The following is a 15,385-nucleotide window of genomic DNA, read 5'->3' on the forward strand; positions in this document are numbered from 1 at the left end:
CCCACTTTTCCCGCCCCCCCATTCCGACCCACGAATTCCGGACTCCAACCATGAAATTCTCCGAGAACTGGCTGCGCGAGCTGGTCGACATCCAGGCCGACCGCGCCACCCTGGCTCATGCGCTGACCATGGCCGGGCTGGAAGTGGAAGAGCTGACGCCGCTGGGCGACGGTCTGGACGGCGTGGTGGTGGCCGAGATCGTCGGCGCCGAAAAACATCCCGAGGCGGACCGCCTGCAGGTGTGCAAGGTGGCCGCGGGGCAGGGCGAGCCGCTGCAGATCGTCTGCGGCGCGCCGAACGCGCGCGTGGGCATCAAGGTGCCGCTGGCGACGGTGGGCGCCAAGCTGCCCGGCGGCATCACGATCAAGGCGGCCAAGCTGCGCGGCGTGGAATCGTTCGGCATGCTGTGCTCGGCGAAGGAGCTGGGCCTCGACACCGATGCCTCCGGCCTGCTGGAACTGCCGTCCGACGCGCCGGTGGGCCAGTCGCTGGCGACGTATCTGGGCCTGCCCGACGCCAGCATCGAGCTGAAGCTCACCCCGAACCGCCCCGACTGCCTGGGCCTGTTCGGCCTCGCGCACGACGTGGCCGCGCTGTTCGGCAGCCGCGTGAAGACCGGCGAGCAGGCGGCCGCGCCGGTGACCTCCGCCGCGCGCCGCGGCATCCGCCTGGAGGCCGGCAAGGACGCGCCGCGCTACCTCGGCCGCGTCGTCGAAGGCATCGATCCCGCCGCGCGCACGCCGTTGTGGCTGGCCGAGCGGCTGCGCCGCGCGGGCCTGCGTCCGATCAGCGCCGTGGTGGACATCACGAACTACGTGATGCTGGAGCTGGGCCAGCCCATGCACGCGTTCGACAACGACACGCTGGACGGCGACATCGTGGTGCGCCACGCCCGCCCGGGCGAGACGCTGAAGCTGCTGGACGGCAACGACGCGACGCTGGACGAGGGCTTCGTGCTGATCGCCGACGGGCGCAAGGCGCTCGCCGCGGGCGGCGTGATGGGCGGTTTCGATTCGCGCGTCACCGACGCCACGCGCAACATCTTCTTCGAGGCCGCGCATTTCGCGCCGGCCGCGATCATGGGGCGTGCGCGCAAGCTGGGCCTGCACACCGACGCCTCGCACCGCTTCGAGCGCGGCGTCGATCCCGAGCTGCCGCGCCGCGCGCTGGAGCGCGCCACCGAACTGCTGCTGGCGATCGCCGGCGGCAAGGCCGGGCCGGTGCTGGTGGCGGAGAACCTGGCCGACCTGCCGCAGCCCGCGCCCGTGACGCTGCGCCGCGCGCGCCTGCGCCGCGTGCTGGGCGTGGAAGTGGCCGACGCCGAGGTGGCGCGCATCTTCACCGCGCTGGGCATGCGGGTGGAGCCGCAGGCCGAGGGCTGGCGCATCACCGCGCCCAGCAGCCGCTTCGACATCGAGCGCGAGGAAGACCTGATCGAGGAAGTGGCGCGCATCTTCGGCTACGACCGCATTCCCACCGCTTCGCCCGCCGGCGCGCTGGCGCTGGCGGCCGAGCCGGAAGCGCGCATAGGCGAACTGGCGCTGCGCGAACAGCTCGCCGCGCGCGGCTACTTCGAGGCGGTGAACCTGTCCTTCGTCCCGGCCGAGCTGCTGGCGCGCTGGGGCCTGGCCGGGCAGGGCGTGCCGCTGGCGAACCCGCTGTCGGCCGATCTCGCGGTGATGCGCCCGCTGCTGCTGCCCGGCCTGGTCGAGGCGCTGCGCCACAACCGGGCGCGCCAGCAGGAGCGGGTGCGGCTGTTCGAAGTCGCACGCGTGTTCGCGGCGGGTGATCCGCCGGTGGAGACGCCCAGCCTGGCCATCGTCGCCAGCGGCAGCGCCCGGGCGGAGCAGTGGGGCGAGCCGTCCCGCGCGCTGGACTTCTTCGATCTCAAGGGCGACCTGGACGCCTTGCTGGCCTGGGGCGGTGAACCGCAGCGCTGGGCGGTGCATGCCGACGGCCTGCCGGCGTGGCTGCACCCGGGGCGTGGCGCGCGCCTCTCGCGCGACGGTGAGACGGTTGGCTGGCTGGGCGCCTTGCACCCGCAACTGGCCAAGGCGCTGGACCTGGGCCCGGACGTGCACGTGCTGGAACTGGCGCTGGAGCCGCTGCTGGCGCGCCGCCTGCCCAAGGGGCAGCCGGTGGCCCGCTTTCCCTCGGTGCGCCGCGACATCGCGATGGAGGTGCCGGAAGACGTGGCCTGGTCACGGATCGGCGAAGTTGTCCGTGACAGCCTGGGCGACGTGCTGAAAGAGCTGCGCCTGTTCGACCGCTACAGCGGCAAGGGGGTCGAAGCCGGCCGAAAAAGTCTCGCTATGGGCTTGATTTTGCAGGATGCTTCACGCACCCTTACCGATGAAGACGCAGACCGTTGTGTGCGGCAGGCCATTGCCGCACTGGAACAAGCATGCAGGGCAAAGTTGCGAGGATGAGATGGCGCTGACCAAGGCGGATATGGCCGAGCGGCTTTTCCTTGACGTGGGCCTCAACAAGCGTGAAGCCAAGGAATTCGTGGACGCCTGTTTCGAGGTCGTCCGTGAGGCGCTGGAAAGGGGCGAGCAGGTGAAACTGTCGGGTTTCGGCAATTTCGACCTGCGCGAGAAAAACCAGCGGCCAGGGCGCAACCCCAAGACCGGCGAGGAGATTCCGATCTCCGCGCGCCGGGTGGTGACGTTCCGGCCAGGGCAGAAACTCAAGGTGCGAGTCGAGGGCTATGCTGGACCAAGGGAATAACACCGAACTGCCGCCCATCCCGGCCAAGCGCTACTTCACCATCGGCGAGGTGGGCGAGCTGTGCGGGGTGAAGCCGCACGTGCTGCGCTACTGGGAACAGGAATTCCCCGCCCTGAACCCGGTGAAGCGCCGCGGCAACCGCCGCTACTACCAGCGCCACGACGTGCTGATGATCCGCCAGATCCGCGCGCTGCTCTACGACGAGGGTTTCACCATCACCGGCGCGCGCGCGCGGCTGGAAGGCCCGCAGGCGCGCGTCGAGGCCAGCATGTCGCACCAGATCGTGCACCAGGTGCGGCTGGAGCTGGAAGAAGTTCTCGCCCTGCTGCGCCGCTGAGCGCATTCGTCTGCTATAGTTCGCGCTTTGCGATCACGCGGTCGCGAAGCATGGAAGGCGCGTCCCTCGCGGATGCCTTTCAGGTCCAAGTCGGGGCGTAGCGCAGCCTGGTAGCGCATTTGCCTGGGGGGCAAAGGGTCGTCGGTTCGAATCCGGCCGCCCCGACCAATCTGGACATCGTCATGCGCAGTCCGCCCGGCGGACCGCGCATTTTTTTTCGCCTCGTCGCTGGCGGGCCCCGGCCCCGGATCTCCAGTCCGGCGGCAGATGCGGCCTGGCGGGACGCGCGCTAGGCTGACGCCGCGCGAACGTCCACGCAGGAGAGGCCGCATGCCGTCGAACAGCTGTCACCCGAACGCGCCGCACGAAAAGCTCAAGGCGCCCGACTGGTACGTCTCCGCGCTGATGATGGACCGCGCGCTGGACGCGATCCTGCGTCGGGTGAAGAAACTCGACCGCGCGCACGACATTCCCTACCTCGCCGGCTACAGCCAGGACGGCAAGACGATCTACATCGATCGCCACCTGCCGAAGAGCTTCACGTTCCGCGGCCGCACGGTCGAGGTGGATCGCTTCCTGATCCTGCACGAGGAAGTCGAGAAGACGCTGATCGACCAGCTTGGCCTGCACTACCTGCACGCGCACCAGATCGCCACCCGCGCCGAAGAGGCCGCGGTGAACGCGCAGCGCGTCACCTGGAAGGCCTACGACCGCTTCATGCAGAAGTACGTGAAGTCCATCGGCGACGAACGCCTGCAGAAGGTGCCGGCCGATCTCGACCTGAAGCCCTACCGCGACTACCACGACTACGACCTGCTGCAGCGCATGGAGCAGCACATCCAGCGCATGCCCGGCCTGGGCGCGAAGCTGGCGGGCGAGCTGAAATCCTACGCCGCCGCGTTCCGCGAACAGCATGAGCTGGAACACCGTCACGCGACGCGTGACGCCGCTGCGCGCAAGCGTGCAGCGAAGGCGCCGGCTGCGAAGAAAAAGCCCGCGGCGAAAAAGACTGCACGCACGTCCGTGGCGAAGGCTGCGCGGCGCAAGGCCCGCTGAGCGGACACCGCGCGGCGACGCGCCTCCCGGCGCGCCGCCGCGGCTTGCGTCAGTACAGCACGCGGCTGCGCAAGGTGCCCGGGATCGCGGCGAGCCGATCCTTGAGCGCGTTCGCCTGGGCCTCGTCGGCGGCCACGTCGATCACCACGTAGCCCACTTCCGCGTCGGTCTGCAGGAACTGCGCGTCGATGTTGATGTTGCCCGCGGAGAACAGTTCGTTGATGCGCGACAGCACGCCCGGCACGTTCTTGTGGATGTGCAGCAGGCGGCGGCTGCGCGGGTGCTCCGGCAGCGACACCTCGGGGAAGTTCACCGCGGATAGCGTGGAGCCGTTGTCGCTGTAGCGCACCAGCTTGCTCGCCACCTCGATGCCGATGTTGTCCTGCGCCTCCAGCGTGCTGCCGCCGATGTGCGGGGTGAGGATCACGTTGTCCTGGCCCACCAGCGGCGAGACGAAGGGATCGTCGTTGCCCTTGGGCTCGACCGGGAACACGTCCACCGCGGCACCGCCGACATGGCCGTCGCCCAGCGCCGCCGCCAGCGCGTCGATGTCGACCACGCTGCCGCGCGAGGCGTTGATCAGCACCGCGCCCCTGCGCATCGCGGCGATCTCCTTCGCGCCGAACATCAGCTTCGTGGACGGCGTCTCGGGCACGTGCAGGGTCACCACGTCGGAGCGCTGCAGCAGGTCGTGCAGGCCGGCGGCCGCCTGGGCGTTGCCCAGCGAGAGCTTGGTCTCCACGTCGTGGAAGATCACCCGCATGCCCAGGCTTTCGGCGAGCACGCCGACCTGGGTGCCGATGTGGCCGTAGCCGATCACGCCCAGCACCTTGCCGCGCGCCTCGAAGCTGCCCGCGGCGGACTTGCTCCAGCCGCCGCGGTGGCATTGCGCGTTCTTCTGCGGGATGCCGCGCAACAGCATGATCGCCTCGGCGACCACCAGCTCGGCCACGCTGCGCGTGTTGGAGTAGGGCGCGTTGAATACCGGGATGCCCAGCCGCTCGGCTTCCCGCAGGTCGACCTGGTTGGTGCCGATGCAGAAGCAGCCCGCCGCGATCAGCCGCTTGGCGTGGCGGATCACGCCGGCGTTGAGCTGGGTGCGCGACCGCAGGCCCACGATGTGGGCGTCGGCGATGCGCTCGATCAGCTTTTCTTCCGGCAGCGATTTCTCGTGGTACTCGATGTTGCTGTAGCCGGCGCGCTCGAACGTTTCCACCGCCGTGCGACTGACGCCCTCCAGCAGCAGCACCTTGATGTCTTGCCGTGGAAACGAGGTCTTCATGGCGTGGCGGCTCCGGCTTGAAAGGAGCTGCTACTATGACAGAATTGCGGCAACGCAGCACAGAATGTTTGGACGTCCGAACGCCCCTTGTCGGCATAACGCCTCCGGAGACCGCATGAGCGCCGCCCTGGATGATCTCGCCCGCCGCCTGCCCGGCTTGCGCCTGCTCACCGAGCCGGGCGACCTGGAGCATTACGGCCGCGACTGGACCCGCCGCTGGACGCCGGCGCCGCTGGCGGTCGCGCTGCCGGCCACGGCGGAGGAAGTGCAGGCCATCGTGCGCTGGGCGAACGAACAGCGCGTGGCCATCGTGCCTTCGGGCGGCCGCACCGGGCTGTCCGGCGGCGCCGTGGCGGCGAACGGCGAGCTGGTGCTGAGCCTGGAGCGGATGAACCGCGTGCTGGGCTTCGACGCCGCCGATCGCACGCTCACCGTGCAGCCCGGCATGCCGCTCGAAGCCGTGCACGCGGCAGCGCGCGAGCACGGGCTGATCTACCCGGTGGATTTCGCCGCGCGCGGCTCCTGTTCCATCGGCGGCAACATCGCCACCAACGCCGGCGGCATCCGAGTGATCCGCTACGGCAACACCCGCGAGTGGATCGCGGGCCTGAAGGTGGTGGCCGGCAACGGCGAGCTGCTCGACCTCAATCGCGCGCTGGTGAAGAACTCCAGCGGCTACGACTTCCGCCAGTTGATGGTCGGTTCGGAAGGCACGCTGGGCATCGTGGTGGAAGCCACGCTGCGCCTCACCGATCCGCCGCCGCCAGCGCAGACCATGCTGCTGGCGCTGCCGGACATGGACGCCGTGCTGGCGGTGTTCGGCCTGTTCCGCGCGAAGCTCGCGCTGCAGGCCTTCGAGTTCTTCACCGACGTGGCGCTGAGGCACGTGCTCGCGCACGGCGCCCAACGCGCGCTGGACGGCGAGCATCCGTACTACGTGGTCACCGAGTTCGACGCGCCGGACGAGGCTGCGCAGGACGCGGCGCTGGCGGTGCTGGGCGAGGGCATGGAGCAGGGCTGGATCGTCGACGGCACGCTCGCGCAGAGCGAGGCCCAGGCCGCGGCGCTGTGGCGGCTGCGCGAAGGCATCACCGAGAGCCTGGCGCCGCACAAGCCGTACAAGAACGACGTGTCGGTGCGCATCGGTGCGGTGCCGGCCTTTCTGCACGCGATGCAGGCGCTGCTGGCGCGCGAGTACCCGCAGATCGAAGTGGTGTGGTTCGGCCACATCGGCGACGGCAACCTGCACATCAACGTGCTGAAGCCCGCCGGCATGACCGACGCGGACTTCATCGCGCAGTGCGAGCACGTCACCAAGCTGCTCGCCGACACGCTGAAGGAACATGGCGGCAGCATCTCCGCCGAACACGGCATCGGCCTGGTCAAGCGCCCCTATCTGGACAGCACGCGCAGCGCGGCGGAGATCGCGCTGATGCGCGGCGTGCGCCAGGTGTTCGACCCGAACGGCATCCTCAATCCGGGCAAGCTGTTCATGCCGTAGCGGCATCCCTGATGGCGAAAGCAAACGGGCGGTAACTCATGGCCGCACTTGCCATCATCAGGGATGGTCCGATTTTGCTTGTCATCCCGGCGAAGGCCGGACTAGCGCAAAGCGCGCAGAACGCCCGCGGGGCGGCCCCGAAGGGGCGAGCGCAGCGAGTCTCCAGTGCCTGCAAGCCAGGGAACGCAAACGCACTGGACGACCGGCTTCGCTGTCGTGAAGCGCCTCCTGCCTTTGCAGGAATGACGAGCTGGCAGTCGATTGATCAGGCCTTCCTTGGTCCTTGCATGCTTTCCCGATTGCGGGAATGAAACAGGTGGTCATCCATGGCAGCACTTGCCGTTGCTTTTGCGGTCGTCCCTGATCGCGAGAGTCAAACGGGCGGCCATCCATGGCCGCACTTCTGATATGGACACGCATGCTAACCTCGCGGCCATTGTCTTTGCCGCGAGGTCGCCATGACGCAGGAACGCCGCACGCTGTATCCCGAGATCGAGCCCTACGAGCGCGGGATGCTGAAGGTCTCGGAGTTGCACACGCTGTATTACGAGCAGTGCGGCAACCCGGACGGCAAGCCGGTGGTGTTCCTGCATGGCGGCCCGGGCGGCGGCACGAACCCGAAGTGCCGGCGCTTCTTCGATCCGGCGGTGTACCGCATCGTGCTGTTCGACCAGCGCGGCTGCGGGCAGTCCACGCCGCACGCGGAGTTGCGCGGGAACACCACGTGGGATCTGGTGGCCGACATCGAGCGCGTGCGTGAGCATCTCGGCATCGACCGCTGGCAGGTGTTCGGCGGCTCGTGGGGTTCCACGCTGGCGCTGGCCTATGCGCAGACGCATCCGGACAAGGTGACCGAACTGGTGCTGCGCGGCATCTTCATGCTGCGCCGCTGGGAGCTGGAGTGGTTCTACCAGAAGGGCTGCGACGCGCTGTACCCGGATGCCTGGGAAACCTATCTCGCGGCGATCCCCGAGGTCGAGCGCGGCGACCTGATGAGCGCCTACCACCGCCGCCTCACCAGCGACGACGCGGCCACCCGGCTGGCCGCGGCGCGCGCCTGGTCGGTGTGGGAGGGTTCCACCAGCTACCTGTTGCAGGACCCGGCCAGCATCGGTTCGCACGACCAGGACGCGTTCGCGCTGGCCTTCGCGCGCATCGAGTGCCACTACTTCGTCAACGGCGGCTTCTTCGCGCACGACGATCAGCTGCTGCGCAACGTGGAGCGCATCCGCAGGATTCCCGCGGTGATCGTGCAGGGGCGCTACGACGTGGTCTGCCCGATCCGCAGCGCGTGGGACCTGCACCGCGCGTGGCCGGAGGCGGATCTGCGCATCGTGCCGGATGCCGGCCACTCGGCGTTCGAGCCGGGCAATATCCACGAACTGATCGAGGCCACGGACCGCTTCGCGCGATAGGGCTGGAAGCGGCATGTGCATCGGCAAAGAGCCCGGCATGGCCGGGCTCTTTGCGTTCACGGCATCTTGGTGCCGAAGATCTTGTCGCCCGCGTCGCCGAGGCCGGGCAGGATGTAGCCGTGTTCGTTGAGCCGTTCGTCGATGGCGGCGGTGTAGATCTCGATGTCGGGATGCGCGGCCTCGATGCGCTTCAGGCCTTCCGGCGCGGCGACCAGGAACAGGCCCTTGATGCGGGTGCAGCCGGCGGCCTTGAGCATGTCCACGGTGGCGACCAGGGTGCCGGCGGTGGCGAGCATGGGGTCGACGATCAGGGCGATGCGTTCGTCCATGCGGCCGGTGAGTTTCTCGTAGTAGGCGATGGGCTTGAGCGTCTGCTCGTCGCGCTGCAGCCCGACCACGCTGACCTTGGCCGCGGGGATCAGGTCGAGCACGCCCGGCAGCATGCCGAGGCCGGCGCGCAGGATCGGCACGATGGTGATCTTGGCGCCCTTGATCCGCTGCACCACCAGCGGGCCGGCCCAGCCGTCGATGGATTCCTCGACGGTCTCCAGGTCCTTGGTGGCCTCGTAGGTGAGCAGCGCGGCCACCTCGCCGGCCAGCTCGCGGAATTCCTTGGTGCTGATACCGGCGCGGCGCATCAGGCCGAGCTTGTGCTGGATCAGCGGGTGGCGGACTTCGACGAGTTTCATGCGGTTCCCCTGCCTGCGGTGGGCGATGGGGCCGAAGCATAGAGCCTGCGCACGTCGCAAACGAAAAACCCCTGCCCGGCGATGCCGTCGGGCAGGGGCGATGACGTCGGTGGATCGGCGTCGGGTCGAAGCGGATCAGTGAGCGGCGGCAGCGGCGCCGTCGCCCTTCAGACAATTGCTCATGAAGGCCTTGTGGGCGGCGCCCTTCGGAGCCTTGGTCTTGGCTTCGGCGTTGCAGGACTTCATGCGTTCCTGCTGCGTCTCCTTGGCGGAGGGTGCGGCAGCGGCGGCAGACTCGCCCTTCAGGCAGGAGCTCATGAAGGCCTTGCGCTCGGCGCCCTTCTTGCCGGTGGCTTCCTTGTTGCAGTCCGTCATGCGCTGCTGCTGCGCGGTCATTTCCTTCTTGGCTGCCGGGGCCGTTGCCGCGGCCTGGGCTGCCGGAGCGGCGGTGGCCGCGAAGGCGGTGCCCGCGAGGGCGATGGCGGCGCTGACGGCAAGCGTGCGTATCGACAAAGACATGATGTGACCTCCCATGGTGACCGGCAGCTGCCGGCGTGCGCAGTCTATAGCCGGTCGGGGCGCGCCGTGGGCGTCGCAAAAAAGTCCGGTGCAATCCGCATTCATCTAGGTCAACGCCGTCTGACTGCGCCAGCCGGGGCGGCTGCCCGCCAAAGCATTGGCTCAGCTTCGGCAGGCAGCGCGAGCGGGGTCAGGCGGCCTTGCTTTCGCTCTTGCGCGGGCCTTCCAGCAGGGCGTGGCGCACGTGTGCGACCACCAGGTCCACCTCCGCGCTGGTGACGTTGAAGTGCGGGGTGAAGCGCAGCGAATTCGCGCCGCCGTGGATCACGCCGATGCCGCGCTCGCGCAGGTATTCCTCGATCGAGCCGCTGCCGTAGCACTTGAACTGCGGCGCCAGTTCGCAGGAGAACAGCAGGCCGGTGCCCTGCACCTTGGTGATCAGGCCGCCCAGCTCGTCCTTCAGCGTGTTGAGCTTGTCCACGAACTCCTTGCCGCGGGCGCGGATATTCGCGCGCACGGCATCGGTGAGTTCGCCCAGCGTGGCCAGGGCCACGTCGAGCGCGCGCGGGTTCGCGGTCATGGTGTTGCCGTAGATGCCCTTGCGGTACAGGCCGGCGGTGCGTTCGTTCACCGCCAGCACGGACAGCGGGTACTGGCCGGCGTTGAGCGCCTTGGAGAAGGTTTCCATGTCCGGCGCGGGCAGCTTGTCGAAGCCGGGGTAGTCGGTGAGCGAGAGCACGCCGTGCGCGCGCAGGCCGGCCTGGATCGAGTCGACCAGCAGCAGGCTGTCGTGCGCCTCGGTGAGCCGGCGCGCGGCGGCGTAGAACTCCGGCGTCACGGCGCGGCCGGGGTCGCCTTCGCCCATCACCGGCTCCAGGAACATCGCCTCGATGAACCAGCCGTGGCGGTCGGCGTCGGCGAACGCGGCTTCCAGCTGGGCCACGTTGTACGGCTCGACCACCAGCACGCTGTCCTCGTGGCGGTAGCTGGCGAGGTATTGCACGTAGGTCTTGCGCGATGAATCGGAGTACAGCGCCGGCTTGTCGGTGCGGCCGTGGAAGGCGCCCTTCACCACCACGCGCTTGATCGTGCGTCCGGCGTAGCGGCCGCCGGCGTCGGTCATCAGCTTGGCGTTGACGTCGGCAATGCGGCAGGCCAGGCCCACCGCTTCGGAGCCCGAGTTCAGGCACAGGCTGCGCACGTACGGGTTGCCGCCGCGATTGCGCCCCAGCTCGCGGTTCAGCGCCTCGGCGAAGCGCAGCTGCGAGACGCTGGGCGTCATCACGTTCGCCATCACCTGCGGGCGCGCCAGTGCGGCGTCGATGGCCGGATGGTTGTGGCCGAAGCCCAGCATGCCGTAGCCGCCGTTGTCGTGCACCACGGCGCCCTTCAGCGTGACGATCCACGGGCCGCGCGCCGCGGCCGGCAGGTAGGGGTTGATCGCGTCGTCGGGGTAGAAGTTGACGAAACCGGCCAGCGCCTGCGCCAGTTGCTCGGCCTCGTCCAGCTTCAGGAAGTCGCCCAGTTCCGCGCGCAGTTCGCGATGGCGCGCCAGCGCTGCGGCCACCGCTTCACCCAGCATGGGATCGGCTGCGGCCATGCGCTCGATGCTGGCGTCGTCCAGGCCGGTGGTGCGCGGCTTGCCGCCGAATTCGCGCAGTTCGCGCAGCTGTTCGATCAGACCCATGGTTTTCTCCTCGAAATCCGCCGACGCCTCGCACCCAGCGCGAAGCAGGCCGACGTGTAATGCGTGGGGGAGGCGGGCTCCCGCGGCGCATGACCCGGTTCGACGGGGGCAGGCTGCGCGTCCACGAACGCCGAGGATAACGCGCGGGCGCAGTGCCCGGTACCCCCGGGCGCTTCCGGCGGGACCGGTGCGGGTGACGGCTGCACCGGCCGGAGCGCGCAGCCGGGCGCGCTTTTGGGGTGGAGATGACGCCTGTCATCCGCGATGGCTGACGGCGGCGACTGGGGCCACGCCGGCCCCGTGCCTAGGCTGCAGGGCAGGAGGAGAGCACCATGAACGACACCGCTGTCGCCCGACTTGTCGCCGCCGTGAAGCGCTACGGTTCCCTCACGGCGCTGGACGCCGTGGATCTGGCCGTGCGGCCTGGCGAATTGCTGGCCGTGCTGGGCCCCAACGGCGCCGGCAAGAGCAGCAGCATCGGCCTGCTGCTGGGGCTGATCCGGCCCGACGCGGGCCGCGCCGAACTGTTCGGGCTGGACCCGCAGCGCATCGAGGCGCGCCGCCGCATCGGCGTGATGCTGCAGTCGGCCAACCTGCCCGCCACGCTGCGCGTGGGCGAGCTGCTGCGCCTCACCATGAGCTATTACCCGAACCCGCGCGGCTTCGACGAGACTACCGCGCTGGCCGGCGTCGCCGACCTGCTGCTGCGGCCCTACGGCAAGCTTTCCGGCGGCCAGCAGCGGCGCGTGCAGTTCGCGCTGGCCTTGTGCGGGCGGCCCGAGCTGCTGTTCCTGGACGAACCCACCGTGGGCATGGACATCGACGCGCGGCAGAAGCTGTGGGCGGCGATGCGCCGCCTGGTCGACGAAGGCTGCGCGGTGGTGCTCACCACGCATTATCTGGAGGAGGCCGAGGCGCTGGCGCAGCGCGTGGTGGTGCTGGGCCAGGGCCGCGTGCTCAGCGAGGGCAGCGTGGACGAGCTGCGCAAGCGCGTCGCGCTCACCCGCATCCGCTGCTTGTGCGACCTCGACGCCGACGCGGTCGCCGCGTGGGCGGAGGTGGCGTCCGCCACGCGCCAGGGCGGGCGCCTGCAGATCGCCACCGCCAGGGCCGAAACCGTGGTGCGCCGGCTGCTGGACGCCGATCCCGCGCTGGCCGAGCTGGAGGTGCAACGCGCCGGCCTGGCCGAGGCATTCACCGAACTCACCCGCGATCCCGCCGCCACGCAGGAGGCCGCCTGATGAATACCGTTGCCGCCGTGCCGGCCAACGCCGCCGCTTCCGCCATGTCGCCCGGCCGGGTGCTGGGCGCCTACCTCGCCGAGGCGCGCAGCGAATGCCTGCGCTATTTGCGGGCGCCGTCGTTCGTCCTGCCGATGACGCTGTTCTCCACCGTGTTCTACCTGATGTTCGGCGTGCTGCTGAACCATCCCGGCAGCGACGCCTCGCACTACCTGCTGGCCAGCTACACCGCGTTCGGCGTGATGGGGCCGGGCCTGTTCGGTTTCGGCGCGTCGCTGGCGATCGAACGCGAGGGCGGCCTGCTCACCCTGAAGCGCAGTCTGCCGATGCCGCCGGGCGCCTACCTGATCGGCAAGATGGCGATGGCGATGGTCGTCGCCGCGCTGGTGGTGGTGCTGCTGCTGGCGCTGGGCCTCACCGTGGGCGGCGTGTCGCTGAGTCCGCCGCGCGTGCTGGCGATGCTGGCGATCGGCGTGCTGGGCGTGCTGCCGTTCTGCGCGCTGGGCATGTTCGTCGGCACGCTGATCAAGGGGCAGGGCGCGCCCGGCCTGCTCAACCTGGTCTATCTGCCGATGGCCTTCCTGTCCGGGCTGTGGCTGCCGCTGGGCATGCTGCCGAGGGTCCTGCAGCAGATCGCGCCGGTGTGGCCCAGCTACCACCTGAACCAGCTCACCCAATCGGCGGTGGGCCTGCGTTCCGGTCCGCTGCTGCCCCACGTGCTGGCGCTGCTGGCGTTTGCCGTGGTGTTCCTGCTGCTGGCGGCCCGGCGCCTGCGGCGGTACGGCTGAACTGGCGGTAGCATGCCGGCATGAGCGATGCGAGCCTCCAGCGCCTGCGCTACCCCGCCTGGTTGCGGCCGGCGCCGGATTCGGCGGTGGCCAGGCTGCGCGCGGCCGGGCGTGCACCGCGGTTGCAGGCGCTCAACCTGCTGTGGTCGTTCTGGGTGTTCATCACGCCGGCATTCTCCGGGGTCGACGCCGGCTTCTGGTGGTCGCTGGGGCTGAGCTACCCGGTGTTCCTGCTGCTGTTCCTGCTGTCGTTCGTGCGGCCGGCGCGCGAAGCGGGCGCCTGGGCCGGCGCCATGGCCGTGCTGGCCGGCTTGTCCGTGCCGTGGAATCCGGGCGCCTGGACCTATGGCGTCTTTGCCTGCGCGATCGTGCCGTACGAGCGCTCGGTGGTCGCCAGCGTCTGCTGGATCGTGCTGATCCAGACTTCGCTGCTGCTGGAAGTGCGCTTGCTGCACTGGCCGTGGTACGTGCTGCTGATGGTGGTCTGCGTGTGTTCCAGCGTGGGCCTCGGTTCGCTGGCGGGGCGCGTCAGCAGCCGCAAGGACATCGAATTGCGCCTTTCGCACGAGGAGGTGCGGCGCCTGGCCGCCACCGCCGAACGCGAGCGCATCGGCCGCGACCTGCACGACCTGCTGGGACACACGCTGTCGTTGATCACGCTGAAGCTGGAGTTGTCGCGCAAGCTGTTCGACCGCGATCACGACGCCGCGCGACGCGAATTGGAGGAGGCCGAGCGCGTGGCGCGCCATGCCCTGGCCGAGGTGCGCAGCGCGGTCAGCGGCATCCGCGCCACCGACCTGGCGGAGGAGCTGGCCTCGGCGCGCCTGCTGCTGGAATCCTCCCTGGTGCGGCTGGAATGCGCGCCGCTGCCGTCGGCGCTGCCGGCGGAGATCGAGCATGGCCTGGCGCTGGTGCTGCGCGAGGCGGTCACCAACATCGCCCGGCATGCGCAGGCCACGCAGGCGAGGCTGGCGCTGACGGTGGAGGGCGAACGCCTGCGGCTGCAGGTGGAGGACAACGGCCGCGGCGGCGTCGGCGCGTGCGGCAACGGCCTGGCCGGGATGCGCGAGCGGGTGCAGGCCATGGGCGGCACGATGCACATCGATTCGCCCCCGCGGGAAGGCACGCGCCTGTGCATCGAGGTGCCGCTGCCGCCGCAGCTTCCACGGGAACCGGGCGGCGTGACGGAACCCATGCCCGCGACGCCAATCGACTGGTTGCCGCAGCCGGGTCGCGTCGCATGATGCCCGCCTTCCTCGCCCGCTGGTTCACGCCTGCGCCGGACTCCGGCGTGGCCGACGACATCCGCAGCGGCAAGTCGCCTTGGGCGGACAGCGTGCACCTGCTGTGGTCGGTGTGGATCTTCATCACGCCGCTGTTCGAAGGCGGCGTGAAGGGTTACACCGTCGCCTGGCTGCTGTTCACGCTGGGGTCCTTCCCGCTGTTCCTGCTGCTGGTCGCCAAGATCCAGCTGGCGCCGCGGCGCACTGCCCATCGCTACGCCTGGGCGATGGCGGCACTGTGTTTCGTGCTGCTGCCCTGGTATCCCAGCGGCCTCAGCTATTTCGTCTACGCCTGCGTGATGTTGAATCACTGCCGGATGCCCCTGCGCAGCCAGTTGGTCCAGCTGCTGCTGTTCAACGTCGTGCTGGTGGGGCTGACATGGTGGATCGGTTATCCGGTCAGCATCATGGTGATCATGCCGGCGTCGGTCCTGGTGATCAGCGTGATCGTGATGGTCGAGCGCATCAACAAGGAAAAGGGCGCCGCGCTGCGCCTGTCGCAGGACGAGATACGCCGGCTGGCGGTGCTGGCCGAGCGCGAGCGCATCGGCCGCGACCTGCACGACCTGCTGGGCCACACGCTGTCGCTGGTGACGTTGAAGTCCGAACTGGCGCGCAAGCTGGCGCTGGCCGACCCGCCGCGCGCGCAGCGCGAGATGGAGGAGGTGGAGCGCGTCTCGCGCCACGCGCTGGCCGAGGTGCGGGCTGCCGTCACCGGGATGCGGCGCAGCGACCTTGCCGCGGAGCTGATCTCCGCGCGGCTGATGCTGGAATCCGCAAACATCGTCTTCGAGGCCGGTACGCCGGCCGTGCTCGACCTGCCAGCGACGCCTCGGTCTCCGCCGGCAGGTCGAGCA

The 15,385-nt window shown here is 69.5% G+C and carries 14 protein-coding genes and 1 tRNA gene; 11 read left to right on the plus strand and 4 right to left on the minus strand.

The window, feature by feature from the left end; genetic code table 11:
- Positions 1–50 precede the first annotated feature (50 nt).
- The 5 genes from pheT (at position 51) to PCA_RS05050 (ending at position 4,123) form a co-directional block, all read left to right on the plus strand.
- On the plus strand, positions 51–2,429 hold the full coding sequence (pheT, locus tag PCA_RS05030) for a phenylalanine--tRNA ligase subunit beta (RefSeq protein ID WP_181301493.1): 2,379 nt from the start codon (positions 51–53) through the stop codon (positions 2,427–2,429).
- 1 nt (position 2,430) lies between these two features.
- Positions 2,431–2,730 carry an integration host factor subunit alpha gene (gene ihfA, locus PCA_RS05035; RefSeq protein ID WP_077481444.1) on the plus strand — a complete coding sequence of 100 codons (300 nt, stop codon included), beginning with the start codon at positions 2,431–2,433 and terminating at the stop codon, positions 2,728–2,730.
- Positions 2,711–3,067 carry a MerR family transcriptional regulator gene (locus tag PCA_RS05040; RefSeq protein ID WP_181301494.1) on the plus strand — a complete coding sequence of 119 codons (357 nt, stop codon included), beginning with the start codon at positions 2,711–2,713 and terminating at the stop codon, positions 3,065–3,067. The genes ihfA and PCA_RS05040 overlap by 20 nt, the downstream gene beginning before the upstream one ends.
- Positions 3,068–3,158: 91 nt before the next feature.
- Positions 3,159–3,235, plus strand: a tRNA-Pro gene (locus PCA_RS05045).
- 162 nt (positions 3,236–3,397) lie between these two features.
- A complete protein-coding gene (locus PCA_RS05050; protein WP_181301495.1) occupies positions 3,398–4,123 on the plus strand; it encodes a hypothetical protein in 726 nt (241 codons plus the stop codon).
- A gap of 49 nt (positions 4,124–4,172) precedes the next feature.
- On the opposite strand, the gene serA is transcribed toward PCA_RS05050, so the two are convergent.
- On the minus strand, positions 4,173–5,405 hold the full coding sequence (gene serA, locus PCA_RS05055) for a phosphoglycerate dehydrogenase (RefSeq protein ID WP_181301496.1): 1,233 nt from the start codon (positions 5,403–5,405) through the stop codon (positions 4,173–4,175).
- Positions 5,406–5,520: 115 nt separating this feature from the next.
- Between serA and PCA_RS05060 the strand changes: the two genes are divergently transcribed.
- A complete protein-coding gene (locus tag PCA_RS05060; RefSeq protein WP_181301497.1) occupies positions 5,521–6,906 on the plus strand; it encodes an FAD-binding oxidoreductase in 1,386 nt (461 codons plus the stop codon).
- 458 nt (positions 6,907–7,364) lie between these two features.
- Positions 7,365–8,321: a prolyl aminopeptidase gene (pip, locus tag PCA_RS05065; protein ID WP_181301498.1), complete on the plus strand. Its 957-nt coding sequence runs from the start codon at positions 7,365–7,367 to the stop codon at positions 8,319–8,321.
- Positions 8,322–8,377: 56 nt separating this feature from the next.
- Here pip and upp read toward each other — a convergent pair whose 3' ends face one another.
- From upp to PCA_RS05080, 3 genes are all read right to left on the minus strand, one after another.
- Positions 8,378–9,010, minus strand: a complete 633-nt coding sequence (upp, locus tag PCA_RS05070; RefSeq protein WP_181301499.1) for a uracil phosphoribosyltransferase — start codon at positions 9,008–9,010, stop codon at positions 8,378–8,380.
- A 135-nt stretch (positions 9,011–9,145) separates the two neighbouring features.
- Positions 9,146–9,529 carry a PsiF family protein gene (locus PCA_RS05075; RefSeq protein ID WP_181301521.1) on the minus strand — a complete coding sequence of 128 codons (384 nt, stop codon included), beginning with the start codon at positions 9,527–9,529 and terminating at the stop codon, positions 9,146–9,148.
- 190 nt (positions 9,530–9,719) lie between these two features.
- The gene (locus tag PCA_RS05080) at positions 9,720–11,216 is read right to left on the minus strand and encodes an aminotransferase class III-fold pyridoxal phosphate-dependent enzyme (protein ID WP_181301500.1); all 1,497 of its coding nucleotides are present in this window, start codon (positions 11,214–11,216) and stop codon (positions 9,720–9,722) included.
- 332 nt (positions 11,217–11,548) lie between these two features.
- Here PCA_RS05080 and PCA_RS05085 point away from each other — a divergent pair, with 332 nt between their 5' ends.
- The 4 genes from PCA_RS05085 to PCA_RS05100 all read left to right on the plus strand — a co-directional run.
- Positions 11,549–12,457 carry an ABC transporter ATP-binding protein gene (locus PCA_RS05085; protein WP_181301501.1) on the plus strand — a complete coding sequence of 303 codons (909 nt, stop codon included), beginning with the start codon at positions 11,549–11,551 and terminating at the stop codon, positions 12,455–12,457.
- Positions 12,457–13,245, plus strand: coding sequence for an ABC transporter permease (locus PCA_RS05090; RefSeq protein WP_181301502.1), 789 nt, complete (start codon positions 12,457–12,459; stop codon positions 13,243–13,245). The genes PCA_RS05085 and PCA_RS05090 overlap by 1 nt, the downstream gene beginning before the upstream one ends.
- Before the next feature lie 20 nt (positions 13,246–13,265).
- Positions 13,266–14,489, plus strand: a complete 1,224-nt coding sequence (locus PCA_RS05095; RefSeq protein WP_181301503.1) for a sensor histidine kinase — start codon at positions 13,266–13,268, stop codon at positions 14,487–14,489.
- On the plus strand, positions 14,486–15,385 hold a 900-nt coding region (locus PCA_RS05100; protein ID WP_255436671.1), incomplete at its 3' end, for a histidine kinase. The genes PCA_RS05095 and PCA_RS05100, both read left to right, overlap by 4 nt.

Origin of the sequence: Rhodanobacter sp. PCA2 (genome assembly GCF_013620825.1) — a bacterium.
Lineage (GTDB): Bacteria > Pseudomonadota > Gammaproteobacteria > Xanthomonadales > Rhodanobacteraceae > Rhodanobacter_A.

Excerpts from the sequence above, each read along its gene's own strand:
- pheT (WP_181301493.1), top strand. The coding sequence starts at position 51 with ATGAAATTCTCCGAGAACTGGCTGCGCGAGCTGGTCGACATCCAGGCC.
- ihfA (WP_077481444.1), top strand. The coding sequence starts at position 2,431 with ATGGCGCTGACCAAGGCGGATATGGCCGAGCGGCTTTTCCTTGACGTG.
- PCA_RS05040 (WP_181301494.1), top strand. The coding sequence starts at position 2,711 with ATGCTGGACCAAGGGAATAACACCGAACTGCCGCCCATCCCGGCCAAG.
- PCA_RS05050 (WP_181301495.1), top strand. The coding sequence starts at position 3,398 with ATGCCGTCGAACAGCTGTCACCCGAACGCGCCGCACGAAAAGCTCAAG.
- serA (WP_181301496.1), bottom strand. The coding sequence starts at position 5,405 with ATGAAGACCTCGTTTCCACGGCAAGACATCAAGGTGCTGCTGCTGGAG.
- PCA_RS05060 (WP_181301497.1), top strand. The coding sequence starts at position 5,521 with ATGAGCGCCGCCCTGGATGATCTCGCCCGCCGCCTGCCCGGCTTGCGC.
- pip (WP_181301498.1), top strand. The coding sequence starts at position 7,365 with ATGACGCAGGAACGCCGCACGCTGTATCCCGAGATCGAGCCCTACGAG.
- upp (WP_181301499.1), bottom strand. The coding sequence starts at position 9,010 with ATGAAACTCGTCGAAGTCCGCCACCCGCTGATCCAGCACAAGCTCGGC.
- PCA_RS05075 (WP_181301521.1), bottom strand. The coding sequence starts at position 9,529 with ATGTCTTTGTCGATACGCACGCTTGCCGTCAGCGCCGCCATCGCCCTC.
- PCA_RS05080 (WP_181301500.1), bottom strand. The coding sequence starts at position 11,216 with ATGGGTCTGATCGAACAGCTGCGCGAACTGCGCGAATTCGGCGGCAAG.
- PCA_RS05085 (WP_181301501.1), top strand. The coding sequence starts at position 11,549 with ATGAACGACACCGCTGTCGCCCGACTTGTCGCCGCCGTGAAGCGCTAC.
- PCA_RS05090 (WP_181301502.1), top strand. The coding sequence starts at position 12,457 with ATGAATACCGTTGCCGCCGTGCCGGCCAACGCCGCCGCTTCCGCCATG.
- PCA_RS05095 (WP_181301503.1), top strand. The coding sequence starts at position 13,266 with ATGAGCGATGCGAGCCTCCAGCGCCTGCGCTACCCCGCCTGGTTGCGG.